Origin of the sequence: Candidatus Borkfalkia ceftriaxoniphila, from assembly GCF_004134775.1 — a bacterium.
Taxonomy (GTDB): Bacteria; Bacillota; Clostridia; order Christensenellales; family Borkfalkiaceae; genus Borkfalkia; species Borkfalkia ceftriaxoniphila.
The window spans coordinates 1,468,638-1,490,039 of sequence record NZ_SDOZ01000002.1 but is presented as its reverse complement, the minus strand read 5'-3'; the positions used below and the strand labels follow the sequence as shown (position 1 = coordinate 1,490,039).

Sequence of the window (21,402 nt, the reverse complement as noted above, 5' to 3'; positions counted from 1 at the left end):
TCACCCCTGCTGCGTGCGGCGCAGAATATCTTCCTGCACGTCCCTGTCGAGCGTGACGAACAGCGCGGAAAAGCCTGAAACGCGCACCACGAGTTGCGGATAGTTTTCGGGGTGCGCCATCGCGTCTTTGAGAACCTCGCGCGAGGTCGCGTTCACCTGCATCTCCTGCCCGCCCTTTTGAAAATACACCCTGAGAAGGGCGGACAGTTTTTTGCGTTTTTCCCCCTCGAACATGGACGGCGAAAACTTCTGGTTGAGGACCGTGCCGCAGGCGACTTTCGTATAGTCGGGTTTGGAAACGCTGTTCAAAGTCGCCGTCGCGCCCCGCACGTCGCGCCCGTAAGTCGGGGACGCGGCGTCGGAAAGCGGTTCGCCCGCCCTGCGCCCGTCGGGCGTCGCCGCAATGATTTTCCCCGCCGCAATGTTGCTGACGTTCGCCGCCATCGCGATATAAAACGCGCCGCCGTCGCGCGTGCGGAATTTCGAAAAGATCGCAAAGAGCGTATCGACGAACCATATTGCGTATTTGTCCGCGAAATCGTCGTTATTGCCGTATTTTGGCGCGGCGAGAAGTTTTTTCCGCAGATCTTCGTATCCTTCGAAATTCGCGGCGAGTGCATCGCGCAGTTCTTCAAGCGTAGCCGCCCCGTCCGTAAAAACCACCTTTTCCACCGCGGCGAGCGAATCGCACACCGTTCCCACGCCCATGAGCGCCGCGCCGTGCACGGACGGGTATTTGCTGCCCCCTTCCAGAATGTCCTGCGCCCGCGCAATGCAGTCACGGCAGAAACAGGACAGAAAGGGCTGCGGGTACCGCGCGGGCGAATAGCGGCAGTTTTCGTTGTTGAAAAAGGCGTAATATTCCTGCGCGCCGTATTCCAGTTGCTCGCGGAATTTCCTTAAAAAATCTTCCATACACGAAATTTCCCGCACGGGCCCCGTGTTCACTCCCATCGACGGGTGAACGATCCCGCGTCCCTCGTTGAACAGGTATTCGAAAAAGCGCGGCGTATCGAACCGCCCGTCGCTCCACGGCGGCTGTCTGCCCGTGATGAAATTTTCGATGCAGCCGACCATGGAATAATCATAGGCGTCCGCCTCTTCATAGCCGTATCTGCGGAGCGCCGCAATATTCACCTCGTCGTTCATCAGCGCGGGATATCCCAACCCCGTCCCGATCACCCGAAGACAGGCGTCCAGAAAATCGTCGGGCGTTTGAGAAGAAACGCGCGCGGAAAGATTCGGACCGGGCACGTTGCAGTTCTTCACGGCCTCCAAAATGCAGTAACTCAAATCGTTCACTTCGCATTTGCCCGCAAGATCCGTGCCGCCGATGCAGATGTTCACCACGTCGTCGCCGTCCTTATAGGCGCGCGATTCGTAGATCTTCATGAACACGTTTTCCAGAAGTTCCACAGCCTGCCCGCGCGTGAGCGCGCCGCGCTTTATGTCGCGTTCATAAAAAGGGAACAGATATTGGTCCATTCTGCCCAGCGCCATCGCCGCGCGCCCCTCCATCAGAAAACCGACGTGGCACATCCATACGAGTTGCAACGCCTCTTCAAACGTTTCGGGCGCGTCGTATGCGAGTTTACGGCAGTTGCCCGCAATGCGTTTCAGCCGATCGCCGAAATAGCCCTCGCAGCCTTGCAGCGTTTCCGCTTCCACGGCGTAGGAAAGCAAGAGATTTTTAAAACCTTCGAGCGTTTTTTGCATCGCCGCGAGGTAGGAAGATTTTGCCGCGTCGTCCGCGTGCACCGCTTTCGAAATTTCAATCTTTCGGAGCATGCCCGCGATGCCGTCGCAAACGACGCTCCCGTAATCGGGAGAAAAATGATCTGCGTTGTGCCAGAACGTGCGCTCGCCGAAACTGTCCGCGATCGAACGGGCGTAACGAAGTTCCGCTTCACTTTTTTCGCACCATAACGGGCGGATACTGCCCGCGATCAGATCGTTGCGGTAGACGTACGCACCCGCACGGGAAAAGAGCGTATACACGGCGTTTGCGCGCGCCTTGACGGCGGGCGCGCAGAGATCTTCCCTGTACCCGAGATATTTATAGTAATAATTCGCAAAAACGCCCGCGGGGCGTTGACGCATTTCCTCTTTCAATGCCTGTGTCGACATAATTTTCACCTCTGCCGACAGTATACGCCGCACGCCCCGCGATTGCAATAAACAATTTTATGTTCTCTTGACAAAATTAAGATAATTTATTATACTGTCCCCATGGAAACGATCAGAATTTTAAGTCTGCCCGAGATCGCGTTCGCGCACGAGTACGGCGATACGATTTACCGAAACGACCTTCCCGCAAAAACAAACTGCATCGAAGTCACGTATATCGCGGAGGGTACCCTCACGCTTTCACGGGAAAACACGGAAAGCACTGCGCGCAGAAACGACGTACTTTGCAACCTCTCTCGCGCGCCCCTGCGCGTGACGGGCGACAGCCCCCACAAGCACCGTACCGTCTGCTTTTTCGTCGGGTTCGCGGACGCGGAAAAGGACGAAAACGGAGCGCTTTGCCTGCCTCTTGTCACCGAGGCGGCGAAGACGGGCAAGATCCGCGCGCTGATCGACGAGATCATCCGCACGTATACGCTCTACGGCGAGAGCAAGTGCATTCTGTCGGGGCTGTTTTTGCAGATTTTGGGAGAGATCCACGCTTGCGCGGTGCGGGGCGGACGCGGCGCCGCTTACGGCAATCTGCGCTATGTGGAGCGCGCGAAAGAGTACGTGTTCGAAAATTTGTATAAACCCGTCAAGGAACGCGAAACCGCGCAATTTCTCGGCATTTCACCCGAATATTTTTGCGCGGTATTCAAAAATACGGAGGGCATCCCGTTTCAGAAATTCGTAAACCGCGTCAAATTGGAAAAGATCCGTTCTCTCATGGAAAAAGAAAAAATGCCGCTCTGTAAAGCGGCGGAACTTCTCGGCTATTCCGACCCAAACTACGTAAGCCGTCTCTATAAAAAATACTTTCAACGAAATCTCACAGATCATTTGAAATAAAGAGGAGCGCGGTCAAATGCCGCGCTCCTCTTTATATATATTTTACATTTTTACAACTGATGGTGATATGCGCATATCCGAATATCGCCGCAAAGACGATGAGCGGAATATGAAGAAGCAAAACCCCGCACGCAAGAAATAACAGCGTCGGCAAAACCGAGAGCGCGAGCGCCTTTGCAAGATGCGATTTCCGCCAAAAAAGCGCAAACAGCAGAATATACAGGAAGAGCAGCGCCCCGCCCGCAAAGAGATACGCCGCAAAACCGCCTGCAAACCAAAATCCGAAAACAACGTACGGTATGTTGAAGACCATGCACGCCATCGCGCCGTATCTTCCGATCTGTTCGCAAATTTCCAGCACTTTTCCGCATTTCGGCGGCTGAACATCCCGATGCAACGCCCCGTAAACGATATTGGGAACGAGCAGCGTCGCGACGAATATCAGACCGTAAATATTGAACCAGTCCATTTATCTGCTCAAAAGAACAAGCGTTTCGACGTGCTTGGTCTGCGGGAACATATCGAAAGGTTGTACGCATTGGATTTTAAAGTGACCGCCGCCGTTTTTCCGATAGTCCGGATTTTTTCTGAGTTCGCCGTCGATTTCGGTCAAGGCGCCCGTCAGAATACCCGCGTCGCGCGCCATGGTGGCGGGGTCGCAGGAGATCATCGCCATTTTTTTGACGCCCGATTTTAAGATCGCGCGCAGCGTCGCGCGGTCCACTCCCTTGCGGGGCGGGTCGACGACCAAAAAACATTGATCTGCGTCGACTTCTTCCAGAACGGAGGGCAGTATATCCTCCACCTTTCCGCAGCGGTTGCTCATTTTATCCTGCAATTTATTGAGCGATTTCAAACCGTCGGCGCAGTCCACAGCCTCGCGCACGATTTCGATGCCGTACGCTTTCCCGAGCGTCTTGGCGAGCATGGCGGTCATCAGGCCGCCGCCGCTGTAACAGTCTATCGCCGCCGTGCAGCCGCTCTCCGCTGCAGCCTTGACGGTGCGATCGTACAGTTTGCGGCAAACGCCCGAATTCACCTGTATAAAGGTATTCGCCCCCACTTCGTACTTGATGCCGCATTCCGTTGCGGTATACCGCCCCGCGCCGTGCAGGAGAATAAATTCTTCGCCGAACACCACGTTGGTATCCGCGTCGTTGAGATTGAGATAGAGTGAAAAACTCGAAAGTTTTTCCGATAAAAGGCGGATCAGTTCTCCGATGCCTTTCAGATCTCTGTGCGTCGCCACCACGGTGACGATCAGATTGCCCGCCACGTCGCGCACCACGATGCTGCGGATATCGCCGCGCCCCGTTGCATCGTCGTAGCCGCACAGCCCGCACTTTTCCATATATGTATAGAACACGGCGATGACCGTTTCCGCCCATTCGGGGTGGATGGGACAGGTTTTGAGCGGCACGATGCGGTGGCTCCGCTCGGCGAAAAAACCGATGACGTTCTGCCCGTCCGCGCCGACGCCTACGGGGATCTGCAATTTATTGCGATAGGCGAAAGGCTCGTCGCTCTTGATCGTGGGAAGAACTTCCGTATCGATGCCCGCGATCTTTACAAGCGCGTCGCGGACGGTTTTCTGTTTGAGTTTGAGTTGCGAAGTATATTTCACGTGCTGTAACTGACAGCCGCCGCAGCGCATAAAGTTCTTGCAAACGGGGCGCACGCGCTCGTCCGCGGGCGTATAAACTTCCAGAACTTTTGCGTAACCGATCTTATTTTTGACTTTGAGGGCTTTCAGTTTCACTTTTTCGCCCGTCAGCGTATAAGGCGCGAAAAAGGTCGTGCCTTCGCTCCTGACGATCCCCTCGCCGTTGGAGCCGAGGGCCTCGACAAAACCCGTGAACTCCATATTCTTATCCAGCATATTTCTTCTCTCCACTATAAAATAGGCATTTTTACTGCCGCGCGATTCTGCCTACGTAATAGTTGACGAGGCGCTGACAGCGGAACATCACGAAATCATAAAAGACGAACAGCGCCGAACCCGCGGTCGCGATGATCAGAATAATGTAGTCGTTGATCCAGTCGTACTGCACGACGAACAGTCCCGCGAACTTCCAGACGAGCCAGACGCTCACGTCGAACCAGATCGTCTTGACAACGAGGGCGATCCATTTGTTGATCTTAAATTTTATTTGCAGGGAATTGACGATGGGATGAAGCCCGAAAAAGACGACGAACGCGAACAGTTTCCAGAAATTCCCCACGCCGCCGAACAAAAGCGCCAGAAGGCAGGTGGCGATATAGCACAAAAAAGCGCTGAACCGAAAATCTTTGGCGAGCGGCAGCATGATCGCGAGGCCCGCGAACACGTATGCCGTGATCGTCATAAAAGGCACGTACATGCCCAGCGTCAGCATGACGACGGCGAGCGCGCACGCCACCGCGGAAAGCGCGATGCGGAAAGAATGATTTTTCATAAACTTACACTCCGCGGGCAATGCTTTTCCCCGCACACGGTACGAAACCCCGAACGGTAAACCGTTCGGGGAAGACTTTATCTGCAGCCGCAGCAGGCGTTCATACAGCAGTTGAGCAGCATGTTGCACGCGCAGCAGGTGGCGCACTGCTCGCAGAAGCCGCCGCCCATCTGTTGCTGCGTTTCGTCGTATCCGCCCGTTCCCGCGGCGCCCTGCGGCGGCGCGGTCTTGGCGGGATCCGCCTGTTTTTTATCGAATTCGATCTTTTCTTTCAGTTTATTGTAGGCAGTCCTGTACTTGGTGTTTTCGCCGTCCATCTGAATGGCGATCTCCAACTGCTTTTTGCTCTCGTTCATCCAGTTTTTCTTATAGAAGATGACCGATTGCAGATAGTGCCACTCTGCGGGACGCTCGTTGAATTCGTCCAGAGCGGCCTGCGCCTCCGAAAGATTGCCCGCGCGGATGAGTTCGTCTACTTTGGCGTACGCGCTGCCCGCATCCTCGCGCGTGCGGCGCTCGCCGCGCTCGGACATGATCTCATGATACGCAACGTCGATCCTGTTGAGCATTCTCGCGGCTTCGTTGCCCGCTTCGCCCTCCAAAAACCGATCTTCGGAATATTTCTTTTTGAGTTCTTCGTACCGAGCGGTGACGGATTCGTCCGTTGCGCTTTCGTCCAGTCCCAAAAGTTCGTAATATTGTTTGTTCATCGTCGTTCCCTTGGCTTTTCGCCGTTTATTTTATCTTATCGAAAAAGAGCGGTTTCTATGCGCGCACTTTCTTCAATTCGCTTTTTGTTTTGCAGGCGCATTTGCCCGCCAGAATGCGTTTGGTCGTCGCGGGAATGCCGCGAAGAATGATATTGTCCGTCAGATCGTGGTTGAAATGGAATCTGATATTCCGCAAACACTCCGCGTTTTCCGCAAATACGCTTTGAAACACGAAATTCACCTCTTCGCCGTGGGCGGCGAGCATTTCGCACTTGCTCCCCTCGCCGAACGCCGCGAAAAAAGGATTGTAATTTTTCTTTTTGATATCCTTCTCGTAATCGTCGAGCGCGTCGATGAGGTACACCCATTTGCCGATGGAATAGCACAACCGCCGCGTATATTCGGTGGCGAACTCTTTTAAAACGTAATCGGAAAGGTCGGCGATCATCATGCCGAACGGATCGGCGGCGCGATCGAGGCTGTCCGCGTTCTCCTTTTCCAATTTCCAGAGTTCTTCCATGCGCCTTTGAATAATCCGCGCGATCTCGGGATGTTCGTTTTTGGACTTTCGAAAGCCCTTTGCGAAAAAGGCGCGTTTGATCTTTCCTTTATGTTCGTCCGCAACGTCGTCGGACAGTTTATAGTACGTGAAGGCGGTATTGAGGCAAGCGACCGCGCGCGTGATCGCATCGTCCCCCGCGACGGGGCGCTTTACGATCGGATGAAGCACGCAGTGCGCCTTTTCGATATGCACGTCGGTATTCATGATATTGTGCAGGAGCGCGGATAAAAAGGTCATGTCGAACGACAGAGCAAACCGCGCGCGCTGCCCGCAGGAAGCGCCGATGCTCTTGCACAGCCCGCAGTACATCGCTTTATACAGCGTCGCGTCCTTGCCGTACAGATAGGGCATATCGGGCTGAATGTAACCGAACATAATTTATTCTCCCGCGTAAAAGCCGATTTTTCTGTATACTTTGGAAAGCGTTCTGCGCGCGGCTTTAAACGCCGATCCCGCGCCCGATTTCATGACGGATTCGAGATACGCCTTATCCGCCAGAAGTTCGGCGCGCTTTTTCTGTATGGGCGCGAGCGCGTCCGCAACGGTTTCGCCCACCGCGAGTTTGAAATCACCGTAGCCTTTGCCCGAAAACTCCGCTTCCGCCTCTTTGACGCTCTTTCCCGAAAAGACGGAATAAATGGTAAGAAGATTTGAAACGCCCGGTTTTTCCTCGGCAAAGCGGATCTCGCTGCCGCTGTCGGTGACGGCGCGCTTGAATTTGCGAATGACGGTATCCTTATCGTCGGTCATGGTGACGAACGCGTTGACGTTGTCGTCCGACTTGGACATTTTTTTCGCAGGCTCCGCAAGGCTCATGATCTTCGCGCCGTTCTCTTTGAGGATGTACGGCTCGGGGACGGTAAAGGTCTGCCCGTAGCGGTTATTGAAACGGAGCGCCAGATCGCGCGAAAGTTCCAGATGCTGTTTCTGGTCGGCGCCGACGGGCACGAGCGCGGACTGATACAAAAGAATATCCGCCGCCATTAAAACGGGATAGTCCATCAGCCCCATATTCACGTTTTCGGCGTGCCGCGCGCTCTTGTCCTTGAACTGCGTCATGCGCGAAAGTTCGCCGGGATAGGCGATGGTGTTGAGCGTCCAGGTAAGTTCGCAATGGGCGGGCACGTGCGACTGCACGAAGAGCACGCATTTTTCGGGATCGACGCCGCAGGCGATAAACAGCGCCAGAAGTTCGAGCGTGTTGCGGCGAAGGGCGGAAGGCTCCTGTCTGACGGTGATGGCGTGCAGATCGGCGACCGCGTAAAAACAGCGGTATTCGTCCTGTAACGCCACCCAGTTTTTAATGGCGCCGATATAATTTCCGATGGTCACCGCGCCGCTCGGCTGTACCGCCGAGAACAGAATTTTTTGTTCGTTGCCGCCTTCCATGCCAATATCCTCTCGTTTTTCATTTTAGTATTCGTATCCAAGTATAGCATAATTTGCCGCAAAAATCAAACAACTTGCAAGCACAACTGCAATGTTCATGATAAATAGACCGAATTTTCACCCGCCCGATACAAAAAATCGACAAAAGTCAGCACGCGCACCCCCGCTTTTTGCAACCGAGGGGCAACGATACGAAAAGAGAGCCGCTCGATCGAGCGGCTCTCTTTTAAAATACAAGTTTGTTGTTTCCGCAATGCAGCGGCGTTTCGGTCCCCTCCCGCACGAAGACCGCCTTTCGTCCCTCTGGGACGAAAATCTCGAAAGTTTCCCCCTCTTCCTTTCGGTATTGCACGGAAAAGCCCGCAAAAGAGCAGGAAAACCACGAAATCGGCGCCGGGATCTGCGGTTCGATGCGGGCGCTCTTACGCCCCCGCCCCAATAAAACGCCGCAAAAGCCCTTCGTCATCAGTTCGGTGATGCAACTGTACATGGGATGATTGAGCGAATTCGTCAGTTCGAAATCCTCGCACAGCGCCGTCTGCCCGTGCGCGGCCCAATACCCGAACGAGGGATATTCGGCGCGCGTCAGCAGCCGATAGGATAAATCGCTCCGCTTCATTTTCAACAGCGAAAGCACTAAAAACCGCATGCCCAGAATCCCGCAGTGCGGCGCGCAATCGTTTTGTTCCAGATATGCGGCGATCTCTTGCCCCTTGTCGATAATCCCCGAAGAAGTGAGCGCCGCAAGCCCCGTCAGACTCGTTTCATGCGCGTATTTTTCCGCGATCGCGCGCGCCGTCTTTTCCGCCTGCGCCGCATACGTTTCCGCGTTTTCGGGCGCAAGTTCGGCGGCGGTTCGCAGCATTTCGAGATAGTAACACGAATCCGTCAGTTCGGTCGGGCAGACGGCGAAGGAAACGTTTTTCGGATAATTCCAGTCGCCTAAGCCGTAACAGACCAGCCCGTCCTTTTCGTACGTTTTCGCATAGCGCAGGTACTTTTCGAGCACGGGAAACATCTCCCGCGCGAAATCGTGCTCTTCGTAATAAAAATCGAGCGCGCGCGTCAACTGAAAGAGAGCGAAATCCCACGCGGGACCGCTGCCCCAGTTGTAGCCCCAGCCGCAAGAGGGAATGATCGCGCTGATCTGTCCGCTCCCGCGCTGGTTGTCGGCAAAATCCGACAGCCATTTTTTATACGCCTCGCGCATATCGAAATGATATACGCACGTTTCTTCCGTCAGTTGGGCGTCGCCCGTCCAGCCGTTTTTCTCGCGGTGCGGGCAATCGGTGGGAAAGCCGTGATAGTTGCTCAGGATGGCGTTGAGGCTCATCGAATGCAAATCGTTCAGCCGTTCGTCCGAACAGCGGAAATCGCCCGTCCTTTTCAGATCGGTATGCACGAAATGCGCCGTGAGCCCGCGCACGCGCGCATCGCCGCGCACTTCGACGTAGCGGAATCCGTGATAGACGAATTTGGGTTTAAAGAAAGTTTCCTTATCGCCGACGATGACGGTGTCCGTCTGGTATTTCACTTCGGGATTGAAAATGTACATGCCGTTGCTCGCGTTGTCGCACCGCCCGTCCGTCAGGCGGTCGGAATAGACGAGTTCCGCCCGCGCGCCGCGCTCTCCCGAAAAAGAACCCGAGCAGTAGCCCGCGATATTTTTGCCGAAATCGTAGAGCGTATACCCCTCGCCTTCCGTGACGGAAACGGGAAAAAGCCGCTCGCATTCCCGGATGGGCGGCAGTGTCTGCGGCGACAGGACGCCGCCTGGCGGCGCCACGATCTGCGCGGGGCGGTCGGTCTGTACGGATATGCGCGCATCGTACGTTTCGCCCGCGCGCAGCGCATTGGAAACGACGGGACCGTGCCCGACGAGCCAATTCCCGTCCGAATAAACAAATTCCCCGTCCGTTTCCAACTGAAATATCATTTTCGGGCAGTCGCGCCACGCCGCGCGGTAAAATCCCCAGGTATCGCGCGTGGTCTGGTTGTACCAGCCGTCCCCCAGCACGACGAGAAAATCGTTCTCCCCTTCGAGAAGATATTCCGCAACTTCGAAAACCGTATAGAGCGCACGCTTGTCGTACTGCGTAAAGGCGGGCTCCAATACGCGGTCGGACACCTTTCGCCCGTTGATCGAGAGTTCGAACAGCCCCAGCCCGCACATCGTCACGCGCGCGGTCTCTGTTTTTTTCAGACGGACGCGGTGTGAAAGGTAGAGCGCGGGCGAGCCGACGGCGTCGCTCTCCGCAACGAAACGGCTGCCGTCGGAGATCCACTTCGCGCGTTCGTCAAAGATGGTATTCATCAGATATCGAACCAGACGAAAGGTTTTTCGAGCGCCTTTTCCGCCGTTTCGAGCATCCCCATCAGATCGATGGTTTCGCCGCAATCCACCTGCGGTACGCGCGTGGCGAAAAATTCCACGAGGTGCTCCACAAAGCGCGTCTGATACCCGTCCGCGATGGTGTAATAATGCGCGCTACCGTCGGGCATCTGCGCGGAAGTGATGAAGGGAACGCCGATGGGATCGTCGGTGTGCATCTGTAAAAAACTCGCCGAACGCCCGCCGCCGTAATCGACGACGATATTGCGGTTGCGCCCCGTCTGCACGGCCATCATGCGCTTTGCGCCCGTCTTCATGATGGTGCACATAAGTTCGAAAATGTGTATTGCGTAGATATCGAAACGGTAACAGCCGCACACCATGCAACTCTTTGCGCCGACTTCGCTCTCGCGGTAAAATTTCATTTCGTCGGCAAAGCGCAGCGACGAGGTGGAATACACGGGCGTGCCGTGCTCTTTCGCGAGCGCGAAGAGTTTTTCGGCCGTCGCCTTATCGGGCGCGAACGTCTTGTCGATATAGGTGGGTTTGCCACTTTTCAAAGCGTATTCGGAAAGCGCGAGGTGCAGTTCGGGATTGTCGGGCGAGAGCACCGCAATGCAGTCGGATCTGTCCACGAGTTCCTCGACGGAACCGACGCGCCGCACGCCGTGCGCGCGGCACCATTCGTCCGTCGTCACGCCGTCGTAGGGAGAAACCTCCTCTTTCGCATACGCATAGCACACGTCCATGCCGAGCGCGCGCGCACGCCCGTTGGCACGGATCATGTCGGGATAGTTGTTCGCGTGCCATTCGCTCAAAAAATTATCGATAAAACCGATCTTGATCATTTTTTCTCCTCATTCAGATATACGGGTCTGCCCGATTTGCCGCTCTCGTACACGGCGCAGATAAGTTTTTGGATTTTCAGCGCCTCGCGCCCGCTGATCTCCAAAGGTTCCAGTCCGAGCACGGCGTTGTAAAACTGGGAGATCTGTTTGATGTGCTGGAATCCCCAATAATCCTTGCCGCCCTCGTACACGATGTCGGAGCCTTGTTCGACCACCGTTTCGTTGGTGCCGTCGTCGTAGGAAATGCACGCGTCGTCATACGTGAGCACGGCTTTGCCCTTTTCGCACAAGAGCCGTATTTCGATGGGCTCGTCGCAGCCGTAGTTGTTCATGCAGTAAAAGCCGTAGCGCACGCCGTTCCGATAGGTGATCAGCCCCTCGGCGCTGTCCTCCACCTTCACGATCTCGTGCCCGCGGTTGGCGATGGAAACATCCACCTTGACGGGCGTATCGCCGATGAACCAATTGACGAGGTCCATGGAGTGAATGGCCTGGTCGATGACGACGCCGCCGCCCTCCTTGTCCCAGGTGCCCTTCCAGTCGGATTCGGCATAATAACTGTCGGGGCGCGTCCAGGTGAGCGTGGAACGCGCGGAAATAATTTTCCCCAGCCTGCCGCCGAGCAGCGCGCGTTTGACGAGTTGGGCGGACTTATTGTAGCGGCATTGCAAAATCACGCCGTAGTTGAGCCCGAACCTTTCCGCCGTGCGCACGCATTTTTCCGCCGATTCGTAGTCGATCGCCATGGGTTTTTCGCTCAGCACGTTCACCCCGCACGAGAGCGCGTATTCGGAAACGATCGGGTGCAGATAGTGCGGTATGCACACGTGCACGGCGTCTAATTTTTCCTTTTTCAAAAGATCTTTATAGTCCGTATATGCCTTGCAGCCGTACTTTTCCGCCGCGGCTTTTGCGCGCTCGGCGCGGATATCGCACACGGCGACGAGTTCCGACTGTTCCAGAACCGTGGCGGGCACGGCGTGCATGGGCAATATGCGGCCGCAGCCGATGATGGCGACTCTCAGTTTTTTCTTCATAATTTACAGTTCCAGTTCGCGTTTTTTCTCCGCCGACCGATACAGCGCGTCGAGAAGTTTTGCCGATTCCAGAATCTCGCCGATATACGTCTTGGTATGCTCGCCCGTGCGCGTCGCTTTTAAAAACGCCTCGTCCTCGCAGCGGAAATGGTCGGGAATGTTATAAGAAAACTCCGTCTTTTGCAGCGTATTGTTTTCATCCGCGGTATAGAGCGCGAAATGCCCGCCGTAGGTGAGCCGCGCCCCGCCCTTGTCGCCCAGAAAATCGATGAACATTTCGTCTTCTCCGATATTCTGCGCCCAGGCTCCGTTGAAAGAAATGGACGCCTTGTCCGTACGCACGTAGCCTGAAATGAAATCTTCCACGTCGTTCACGCCCGTTTCGGTGTTCTTCGTGTCTTCCGCCCACATACCGAGATAGGAGTATTTTTTCATATCCTTCGCCATTTCGTTGTACGCGTCGCAGGTGACGGTTTTCAGTTTCGCGCCGCCCAATATGTACAGAACGAGATCGAGAAAATGCACGCCCCAGTCGATGAGCACGCCGCCGCCCGCTTCCGCTTTGGTCGTGAACGCGCCGCCCAGCCCCGGGATACAGCGGTAACTGCGGAAAGAGCAATATACATGATAGATGTTGCCGAATTTTCCCTTGCGGTTCATCTCTTCGAGCATTTCCACCGATTTGTTGTAGCGGTTGCAGACGCCGATATTGAGTATCTTACCCTGTTTTTTCGCCTCCGCAGCCATCTCCTCCGACAGTTTATAGTTGACGGTGATGGGTTTTTCGCAGAACACGTGTTTGCCCGCCCGCAACGCGTCCATCGTGACGACGTAATGCGCGTAGTTGGGCGTGAGCACGTACACAGCCTCGACTTCGGGATCGGCGAGCGCGATCTTGTAATCGGTGATCACGTTTTCCACGAGTTCGGGATATTCCTTTTGTTTGAGAGCCGCTTTGGACTCGATCAGATCGCACGCGTATTTCACGCGCACCATGTCGGAGAGCGCCCGAAACGCGGGGAAATGCCCGTTCGTGGCGATACGTCCGCAGCCGACGACTGCAATACAAATTTTTTGATTCATGATGTTTCTCCTTTTGCTCCGTAGGGCAAATCAAAATTTTGTCGTTATACGCGGCCCGTTTTCAGCCGTACGTTTTTTGCATATAAGGCGCTCTCGCTTGCGAGGCGCACAAAGTATCGCATGTTTTCCGAAAACACGAACGCGGAATACCAGTTTTTTCCGCCGTCCGCGAATACGTCGAGCGCGCAGCCGTCCTTTACGACGCGCACTTTACCACGTTTCCCGAGCGGAATTTTCCCCACGGTGTGTTCGTAAAATTCTTCCGCGCGCGTCAGATCGATATATAAATATCCTTCCTGCGGGCACGCGAAAAGGCGGATGATTGAACGTTCGTTTTCCAGAAAGACGGTATAATCCTTTTCGCCCTCTATCGTAAGATCGAACAGGAGCAGCGGCTCGGGCGAAAGCGAAGTGTTTTCGCTGACGCGCGCGGCGCAAAATACGATTTTCTCAAACTGCCGATCGACTTCCCTTGCGGGATATGCGCACAGGCGGCCGCCTTGCATACGCAGTTGTAAGGGAAGGGAAAGCGCGCCGTTCCAGGGCTTGTTTTCGATCTCCCGCGCAGTCGTATCCATATGCCAGAAAAAGGCGAGGCGGCGGCCGTCGGAAAAGGTCTGCATGGCGTAAGGCTCGCCGCGGTGCGCGAAAAATTCTGTCGAACGCGCGAACGCGCGCTTGCCGCTCTCGGCAATAAATTCATATTTTCCGCTTATCTTTTCCACTCTTCCCACTACGTAAAAGAGCCCGCCGCCCGATAATATCCATTTATTTCCCATGGGGAACAGGTCGGGACATTCGGAGATCATCTTCTCTCCGTGCGTCACGTTATCGGGAAGATATTTTTGCAGGATCAACAGTTTTTCCGTGATCTCCGCATCCTCCGCGTCCATATTTTCGATCTCCGACTGAAATTCCCAATGCCTGAGATCGCGCGATGCGAACAGGCGCAGAACGCCGCCGCCCACGATCATCAGCCAGGTATCTTCGTCGCAGCGCACGACTTTCGGGTCGCGGAAAGCGTTCACGCCGTAGCGATCGTTTTCGTTGTCGATGACGGGCGCGCCGCCGCGGTACGGCGTCCAGGAAACGCCGTCCGCGGAATAGGACATCGCCTGATACTCGTGCTTTGTTTCTAAATCATGCACGGTGTAAAAGGACAAAAGGTTCGCGCCCTCTTTGCCAAACAGTCCGCTCGCGTTTTTTTCGTCGCGCACCGAACTTCCCGAAAATATAACGCCGTACGGATTCGGCTCTATGACGGTGCCTTGTTCGCGCAGAGCGCACAAATGATCGCCTACAGCGTGCCGCCAGCCGATATAAAGGTCGCAGTTCACGTCCCTTTGATACTGAAAACACACGTGATAGGTATGCGAACGTTCGTCGTACGCCAGCCCGTTCGGATCGTTCAAAAAGCCCGCGCGCGGCGTAAAGTGCAGGCGCGGGCGCATATCTTCGTTATATTTCATGTCCGCATGAGCGCGCGGATAAATTCCAGTCCCGCGGCGATGTCTTCGAGCGGATTTTCGCCCGCCTCGCGTTCGACGGTCAGAAAGCCGCTATACCCGACGTCCTTAAGCGCGCGCAGATAGGCTTTCCAATCCACGTCGCCTTTGCCTATGGGCAGTTCCTCGAATCCGTCGCAGGCGTTGAGCGCCTCCACGCCGCCGAGGGCGAAAGCGTGGTACACCTCTTCGGGCGTCTGCGCAGAGTCCAGTTTTCTGCCGTCTTTCAGATGCGTATGGACGATATATTCTTTCAAAAGATACACCGCCTCGGCGGGGTCCTGCGCGGTGACCATGACGAAATTCGCGGGGTCGAGATTGACGCCCACGCCGCCTTCGGTGCGCTCGACGAATTTTTTTAAAGTCGCCGCCTTTTCGGGGCCCGTTTCGACGGCGAGCGTGACGCCGCGGCTCTTTGCGTACAGGCCGCACGCGGTGAGCGCGTTCAGCATGACGCGGTAACGCGGATCTCTTTCGTCGGCGGGGATCACGCCGATATGCGTAGTCACGGTGTTTGTTCCGAATTCCGCCGCCAGATCGACGATACGCTTTGTCTTTTCGATGCGCGCGGCATTGTCCTTTTCGATCTCGAACCCGAAACCGCCCATATCTCCGCACAGCGCGCTGACGCAAAGATCATGTTCCGCGAGCAGCGTTTTGTAATACGTTTTGTCCGCTTCGGTCAGATTTTCGGGGCTGAATTCGCCCGTTGTCGCGTAAATCTGTACGCCGTCGAGTTTCAGAGCCGCCGCGGCGGCGATCGCTTCGCGCAGGGTAGGTTGTTTCAGGCAGTCGGTAATCGCGCCGAATTTCATGTGACACCTCTTTCAAATGTTCTTGCTTTCCCGTATCATGGAGGCTGCCAGGCAGTTCCAACTGAAAAAGTTATGATGCAATATCCCCTCGCCCGTATCCGGGTGATACGACTCGCTCATGCTCCCGTGCGTTTCGATATCGCGCGCGAGATAGGCGAGCGTCTGATTTTTGATCGTGAGCGCTTCTTCGGCAAAGCCGTAATCGAGAAATCCTCTGAACAAGGCGTAATTGGAAACCGTCCAGATCGCCCCAAGCCAGTTGGAGGGATTCCCCGAAGGCGTAAGATCGTACATCTTTTCGTCCTTTGCGACCGTGCGGATGCCGTAATCCGAACAGAGCGCGCTTTGAAAGTACTCTCTCACCATGCGCTGCGCCTGCTGCGGCGTGGCGATATGGCACAAAAGCGGCAGATAACAGCCCCACGTCTTGATTTTCAGGGGCATGCTTTTCCAGAACGCGGGCAGCCCGCGATGGAAAATTTCCGTCTTGTAGGTATGTACGAGCAGGTCCTGCGAATAGTAAAGCCCCGTGCCCTCGTCCCACATTTCGCGGCGGATGCTCTCCAAGAGGCGGTTCCCCTCCTCTTCGGGCAGGCGCGCGTCCTCTCCTTTCCATCGCAAAATTTCCGCGAACGCGCGGTACTCCGCGTATAAAAAACAGTTAAGATAGAGATCCGCGGCGCTGTTTCGGGGTCTTCCGAACACGGTGGGATTGTTGTCGCCGCCGATCATGATATCGTCGCGCCAGAAATACAGGCCGCTGCGCTCGTCGAACTGATTTTTGCGGTAATATCCGAGATAGAGGGCGAGTTTTTCAACGGGCAGCCAGGAAAGATCGCCGCACAACTCCCCCGCCATTTTCGCGCTTTGGCAGAGAAAGGGCTTGTGCGTGTTCATCACGTCGGGGCGCACCGCGTAGGTATCGTTTTCGTGATCGGCGCGCAGCATGATGGGCACGAACCCGTCCTCTTCCTGAAAGTCCAGAAAGTTTAAGACGTTGCCTTTCGCCGCTTCCGATACCAGTCTGCTCTTTTGCGCAAAGTCGAAGGTTTCGTCCCCGCGCAAAAGTTCGCAGACGTCTTTCAGCGCGTAAGTGTACCAGTAGGAATCCCAGTCCCACAGCGTATTGGAATACGCGAGCCCCGGTTCCACGCTGGCATATTTCAGTTTGAATTTAGGCGGCTGAACGGGCTGAAAGGCCGTGTCTTTCAGACAATCCAAAACCGTTTGTTCCTGTTTGGAAAAAGACATCTGCAAACTCCGTTTTATGCTTGAAAAGTTTTATTCGAAAGTACGGTAAAACTCATGGGCGGAAGCGTAACGTACGACACGCCCTTGGAAGAATCCACGCTCGCGTACGCTTCGGGGAGAACCACCGCGCGGTCTTCGGGAATGAGCGATTCGGTGATCTTGTAAGCGGAAAGCGTCTTGGCGCGGTCTTCCTTTCCGTACACGACGGCCACTTTTTTGTTCGAAGCGCCGTTATTCGTCATCATGTACGACCAGGAGCCGTCGGGCAGTTTGAATGCGATCATGCACACGTCTTCATCTTTGGACTTGATGGGATGAATTTCGCTGCCGATATCCGTATACTTGCACACCATGCCCCAGAAATAATACTCGGGGTGCGCTTTCCAGTCGTTGTCGCGGTACATCCAAAGTCCCATCGTATGCACGTAGGAATTCGTGAAGAAAGTATCTCCTAAAATATAGTGATTGAATGCGCTCACGCCGTTCTGCGCGGCTGCGATCATGAAGCGCGTGAGATAGATGCCCGCGGTATAGTCGTCGATATCCGTCTTGTTCACCGCATCCAGAAAGTGCAGGCCCTGACAGAATTCCGATTCGACCAGCCCTTTGCCGAGTTTGCGGCACGTCTTCATCAGATCCTGAAAATAATAGTCCATCGCCTCGAACGGACTGTCGTTATCCCAGTTGTAGTTGCCTACGCCGCAGACGTCGTAAATATCCGCCATCATCTCCTGTTCTTCGGCAAAGTACTTTGCGTTATGCGCCATGGCGGACGTGCCGATATGCTTGACTTTCCCGTAAAGCCCGTCTTTTTTCAGGCGATCCACGATGATGCGTGCGCATTCGCGGTAATCATCCCAGACGATGGTGCCCTTATCGGTGATGAACATTTCCGCAATGACGCTGTAACCCCAGATGCAGGTATATCCTTTGGTATTGATGAGATAATCCAGCCCCACGGCGATGTTTTCCGCGTATTCGGCGTAGCCGTCGAAATCGTCGGTCTTGCGCGGCGCGGTCACCCAGCCGAGGCTGCCGTCGTTGTTATAACCGAGCCAGGTACCGTCGTACTTTCCGTCGTAAGAATCGAAAGTCGCATACGCGCCGTACCAACTCAGATCCACGCGGATGCCGTACTTTTCGCAGATATCCAGAATTTTATAGAGCGCTTTCATCTCCACGCTGTCGAAATCCACGTCCTCGGAATCGTAATCGAACACGTTCGGATCGCCGTTATCGTTGCCGCGCTCGAAAAATTCGGGGAACATTTTGATACGGGTGTATTGCAGGTTCATGTCCGCGATGCGCTGTTCCAGCATTGTTTCCTCGTCCGCGGTCAATTTGTTCCAGGGCATATATACGTCGGTATCGATCTGCGCGCCGAATCCGTCCGTCTTGTAATCGATGGCTTCGGTGATATCGTAGCGCGTGTACGCGGGGTCGACTTCGATCTCGGTGATCTCGCCTTTTTGGTCGGGCGCACAGCCCGCCGCGGCGAACAGAAGCAGCCCCGTCAATAGCAAACTGATGAATTTTTTCATTGCATTTTTCCTTTTCATTTTACTGTTTATCCGACAGAACGACGAAAGAGTTGGGCGCGAGCGTCACGTGCGCCGCGCGGTTTTTCGCCGAAACGTCGCCCGTCTTGGCAATGAGTTCGAGCGCGCCGTCTTCGGGGAGGGAGGAGCCCGTCATGCGATACTGCGCAAGCGTTTCGGGGCGGTCTTCCCGCTCGTTGACGATTGCGACTTTCTGCGTCTTTTTGGAACTGTTCGCGAGAAGATACGTCCAGGAGCCGTCGGGCAGTTTAAACGCCGTGGCACACACCCCTTCCACATCGCTCCCGATGGGGAAAATATCGCTGCCGAACTCTGTGTAGCGGGTGATGAGCGACCAACTGTACCACACGGGTTTCGCCTTCCAGTCTTCGTGTTTGAAGCGGAAAAGTCCCAATTCGTTCAGGTTTCCGTCGTAATAGCAGTCGCTGAACACGAAATATTTGATATTCGTGCAGCCGCCGTTCACCATGTTGATGAGAAAGCGCGCCATGAACAGCGCCCGCTCGTAAGTATCCGAATCGGAATTGGTCACGGCCGTCAGAAAGTTGGAAGTACCGCTCTCCGCAATGCCCCAACTGAGCCCGTATTTGTCGCACACCGCCGCGTAAGCCTCGGCAAACGCCAGCATTTCCGCATCGCTCGACTCGTTTTTGAACGCGTAGACCGAGGAGGTCGCCTTCTGATAGTCGATATACGAGAGATATTTACTCTCGTACGTTTCCGTGTTATTGTTGTAATCCGCAGGGCCGCTGAACAAAATTTTGTCCGCTATGCCGTATTTTTGCAGATTCGCCGTCACCTTTTCGCAGATCCGCTTGTATTTCGCCATGTCGTGAATGACGCCTTCGGGTTCGGGAAACAGGCTGTATTCGTACAGGCAGGTATATTTTTTCGTGTTGATGAGGTAATTCAGACACGCCGCGACCGACTCCGCGAACTCCTCGTCGGGATGGTCGGTGAGAACGGGCGCGTTCATCCAGCCGAGGATGCCGTCCTGCCCGAACGTGCCGCCCAGCCAACTGCCGTTGATTTTTCCGTCTTCCGACTGAAACGTCGTGCGGCAGCCGTACCAACTCAGATCCACTTTGACGCCGTTTTTCTCGAACACGTCCAAAAGTTTATAGAGATAATTCATTTCGATGGAATCGAAATCCACGTTGGGGCTGTCGTAATCGAAAGATTCGGGATCGTTATTATCATTGCCGCGCTCGTACATTTCGGGATAGAAACGGATACGCACGCTCTGCAACTGCATTTTTTCCAGCGCGTCGATTTGCACCTTCCAGTCCGCGTCGTTCAGCCCGTTCTGCTTTTCCACGATACAGGTGTCGAACTGCGTGCCGAAACCCTCCGTCTTTCTGCCGTTGCTTTGCTTTACGTCCAGGCGCGAATACCCCTCTTCGATGACGGTCACAGGATTCTCCTTTTCATTGCCGCCGTCGCAAGCCGCCGCACAGAATACGAACGCTGCCGCGAGCGCCAGACAAAGACACGTTTTGAACGGCTTCACCTTATTACCTCTCCCTCTTGCGCCCGATAAGCGCGAGCGCCGCGCCCGCCAGGATCAGCGCGCCGCCTGCGATTCCCGCGGAAGCGCTCACAGCACTCTTGCAGCCGCTTTTACCCGGTTCGGGTTCGGGCGTCGTATCTCCCGCCACGCGGAAAGTCACGTACGTGGTCGCGCTCTTGCCGTCCGCATTGGAGGCGATAAAGTCCACGTCGTAGTTGCCGCCCTTTTCGGGCGTCCATACCCAGTAGCCGTTGCGGATGGAGCCGATATCCTTGCCCTCGCATTTGATGGCATAGGAAAGCGCGTCGTCCCCTTCGTACGCGAACAGATCCGCAAGTTTCACCTCGATCTCCGTGCCCGCGTCGTAACTCGCCTCGGGCGTAAAGTTGACGCTCTCGATATCGAAATCGGGCTTGGGCGCGATGCCGTAAGGCGTCTTGTTGCCGTTATCGTAGGAAGTGATCTGGATCTTGTCGATCTCGACGTAGCATTCGGTTTCCGAACTGTCCATGCCCACGGGGAAATCGCTCGACGGCCAGAAACCGATGTAGCCGGACGTGGTGCTGAACTTGCAGTCCTTTACGTAGTCTTTGAGATAATCGGAATACACGTTCTGGTCGCGCTGGAAATATTCGAACCGCATGACGCCGTCGAAGTAGAATTTAAAAGTTTTGCCCGTATAGGTGACGGGTTTGCCGTCATAGACGGCTTCCTGTGTGTCGTTGACGAATTCGAACTCGAACCAATGGAATTCGCCGTCGTTCCATAAAATATCGTCGTGCGAACTGACCACTTTGCGCGTCGCGCCGCTGCCCGCGAAACACTCGTTGAGGTAGAGATTCGTTTTGGGCGAGCCCTGCAGATTTTCGAAACAGATGCTGAAATACGCTTTATCGCCGTTCCAGGGACAGGTATAGGAAGGCGCGGGCGTATCCGCGTTGATCATAAAGGATATGTACAGGTTAGAATAATCGTGATTGTAATCGGCGCCCACCTGGCTGGGACGCGTGAGATTGAGGTTGGCGTGCATCGAATATTTGAATTCGTTCATCTTATTGGTCTTGTAGATGGCGTAGATGCTGCTGCCGAGGTTGAAGTTTTCGATCTTCATGCCGTTTTCGCCGAACGTGGCGCTGCCGCTGCCGACTTTGTCGGTCGCCCAGTCCCACTTGTTGGCGGCGAGGTTGTTTTCGTCCTTGACTTCCACCGTATAATCCGCAGCGAAAGCCGCGAACGTGCAGGTGAACATGAGCGCCAGAACGACGAAGAGCGACAAAAGATATTTGATTTTTTTCATGCAATTTCTCCCTTTTTTTTATTTTCCGCGGGGCGCACAGCCCCGCGGACT

The 21,402-nt window shown here is 55.0% G+C and carries 18 protein-coding genes; 1 reads left to right on the top strand and 17 read right to left on the bottom strand.

Annotated features, from left to right (window positions below; all coding sequences use genetic code 11):
- Positions 1-2,127, bottom strand: a complete 2,127-nt coding sequence (locus ESZ91_RS06885) for a pyruvate formate lyase family protein (RefSeq protein ID WP_129225485.1) — start codon at positions 2,125-2,127, stop codon at positions 1-3.
- A gap of 102 nt (positions 2,128-2,229) precedes the next feature.
- Between ESZ91_RS06885 and ESZ91_RS06880 the strand changes: the two genes are divergently transcribed.
- Entirely contained in the window at positions 2,230-3,018 is a 789-nt protein-coding gene (locus ESZ91_RS06880; protein ID WP_129225483.1) for a helix-turn-helix transcriptional regulator, read from the top strand.
- Between the two features lie 31 nt (positions 3,019-3,049).
- On the opposite strand, the gene ESZ91_RS06875 is transcribed toward ESZ91_RS06880, so the two are convergent.
- The 16 genes from ESZ91_RS06875 to ESZ91_RS06800 form a co-directional block, all read right to left on the bottom strand.
- Complete coding sequence (locus ESZ91_RS06875; RefSeq protein WP_129225481.1) at positions 3,050-3,487, bottom strand: hypothetical protein; 438 nt, start codon at positions 3,485-3,487, stop codon at positions 3,050-3,052.
- A complete protein-coding gene (gene rlmD / locus ESZ91_RS06870) occupies positions 3,488-4,897 on the bottom strand; it encodes a 23S rRNA (uracil(1939)-C(5))-methyltransferase RlmD (RefSeq protein ID WP_129225479.1) in 1,410 nt (469 codons plus the stop codon).
- Between the two features lie 31 nt (positions 4,898-4,928).
- On the bottom strand, positions 4,929-5,453 hold the full coding sequence (locus tag ESZ91_RS06865; RefSeq protein ID WP_129225477.1) for a hypothetical protein: 525 nt from the start codon (positions 5,451-5,453) through the stop codon (positions 4,929-4,931).
- 77 nt (positions 5,454-5,530) lie between these two features.
- Complete coding sequence (locus ESZ91_RS06860; RefSeq protein WP_129225475.1) at positions 5,531-6,163, bottom strand: J domain-containing protein; 633 nt, start codon at positions 6,161-6,163, stop codon at positions 5,531-5,533.
- A gap of 55 nt (positions 6,164-6,218) precedes the next feature.
- Positions 6,219-7,100, bottom strand: coding sequence for a DUF5685 family protein (locus tag ESZ91_RS06855; RefSeq protein ID WP_129225473.1), 882 nt, complete (start codon positions 7,098-7,100; stop codon positions 6,219-6,221).
- 3 nt (positions 7,101-7,103) lie between these two features.
- Positions 7,104-8,114 (bottom strand): tryptophan--tRNA ligase, encoded by a 1,011-nt coding sequence (gene trpS, locus ESZ91_RS06850; RefSeq protein ID WP_129225471.1) that lies wholly within the window; start codon positions 8,112-8,114, stop codon positions 7,104-7,106.
- Between the two features lie 226 nt (positions 8,115-8,340).
- The gene (locus ESZ91_RS06845; RefSeq protein ID WP_129225469.1) at positions 8,341-10,428 is read right to left on the bottom strand and encodes a family 78 glycoside hydrolase catalytic domain; all 2,088 of its coding nucleotides are present in this window, start codon (positions 10,426-10,428) and stop codon (positions 8,341-8,343) included.
- Positions 10,428-11,294 (bottom strand): Gfo/Idh/MocA family oxidoreductase, encoded by an 867-nt coding sequence (locus ESZ91_RS06840; RefSeq protein WP_129225467.1) that lies wholly within the window; start codon positions 11,292-11,294, stop codon positions 10,428-10,430. Before ESZ91_RS06840 ends, ESZ91_RS06845 begins: the two co-directional genes overlap by 1 nt.
- Positions 11,291-12,331, bottom strand: coding sequence for a Gfo/Idh/MocA family protein (locus ESZ91_RS06835; protein ID WP_129225465.1), 1,041 nt, complete (start codon positions 12,329-12,331; stop codon positions 11,291-11,293). The genes ESZ91_RS06840 and ESZ91_RS06835 overlap by 4 nt, the downstream gene beginning before the upstream one ends.
- A gap of 3 nt (positions 12,332-12,334) precedes the next feature.
- Positions 12,335-13,414 (bottom strand): Gfo/Idh/MocA family protein, encoded by a 1,080-nt coding sequence (locus ESZ91_RS06830; RefSeq protein ID WP_129225463.1) that lies wholly within the window; start codon positions 13,412-13,414, stop codon positions 12,335-12,337.
- A 44-nt stretch (positions 13,415-13,458) separates the two neighbouring features.
- Entirely contained in the window at positions 13,459-14,883 is a 1,425-nt protein-coding gene (locus ESZ91_RS06825) for a glycoside hydrolase family 32 protein (RefSeq protein WP_129225461.1), read from the bottom strand.
- Complete coding sequence (locus tag ESZ91_RS06820; protein WP_129225459.1) at positions 14,880-15,734, bottom strand: sugar phosphate isomerase/epimerase family protein; 855 nt, start codon at positions 15,732-15,734, stop codon at positions 14,880-14,882. Before ESZ91_RS06820 ends, ESZ91_RS06825 begins: the two co-directional genes overlap by 4 nt.
- Before the next feature lie 12 nt (positions 15,735-15,746).
- Positions 15,747-16,985: an MGH1-like glycoside hydrolase domain-containing protein gene (locus ESZ91_RS06815; RefSeq protein WP_129225457.1), complete on the bottom strand. Its 1,239-nt coding sequence runs from the start codon at positions 16,983-16,985 to the stop codon at positions 15,747-15,749.
- Positions 16,986-16,999: 14 nt separating this feature from the next.
- Positions 17,000-18,526 carry a hypothetical protein gene (locus ESZ91_RS06810; protein WP_129225455.1) on the bottom strand — a complete coding sequence of 509 codons (1,527 nt, stop codon included), beginning with the start codon at positions 18,524-18,526 and terminating at the stop codon, positions 17,000-17,002.
- Positions 18,527-18,545: 19 nt separating this feature from the next.
- Positions 18,546-20,054 (bottom strand): hypothetical protein, encoded by a 1,509-nt coding sequence (locus ESZ91_RS06805; RefSeq protein ID WP_129225453.1) that lies wholly within the window; start codon positions 20,052-20,054, stop codon positions 18,546-18,548.
- 4 nt (positions 20,055-20,058) lie between these two features.
- Entirely contained in the window at positions 20,059-21,351 is a 1,293-nt protein-coding gene (locus ESZ91_RS06800) for a hypothetical protein (protein WP_129225451.1), read from the bottom strand.
- Between the last annotated feature and the right edge of the window lie 51 nt (positions 21,352-21,402).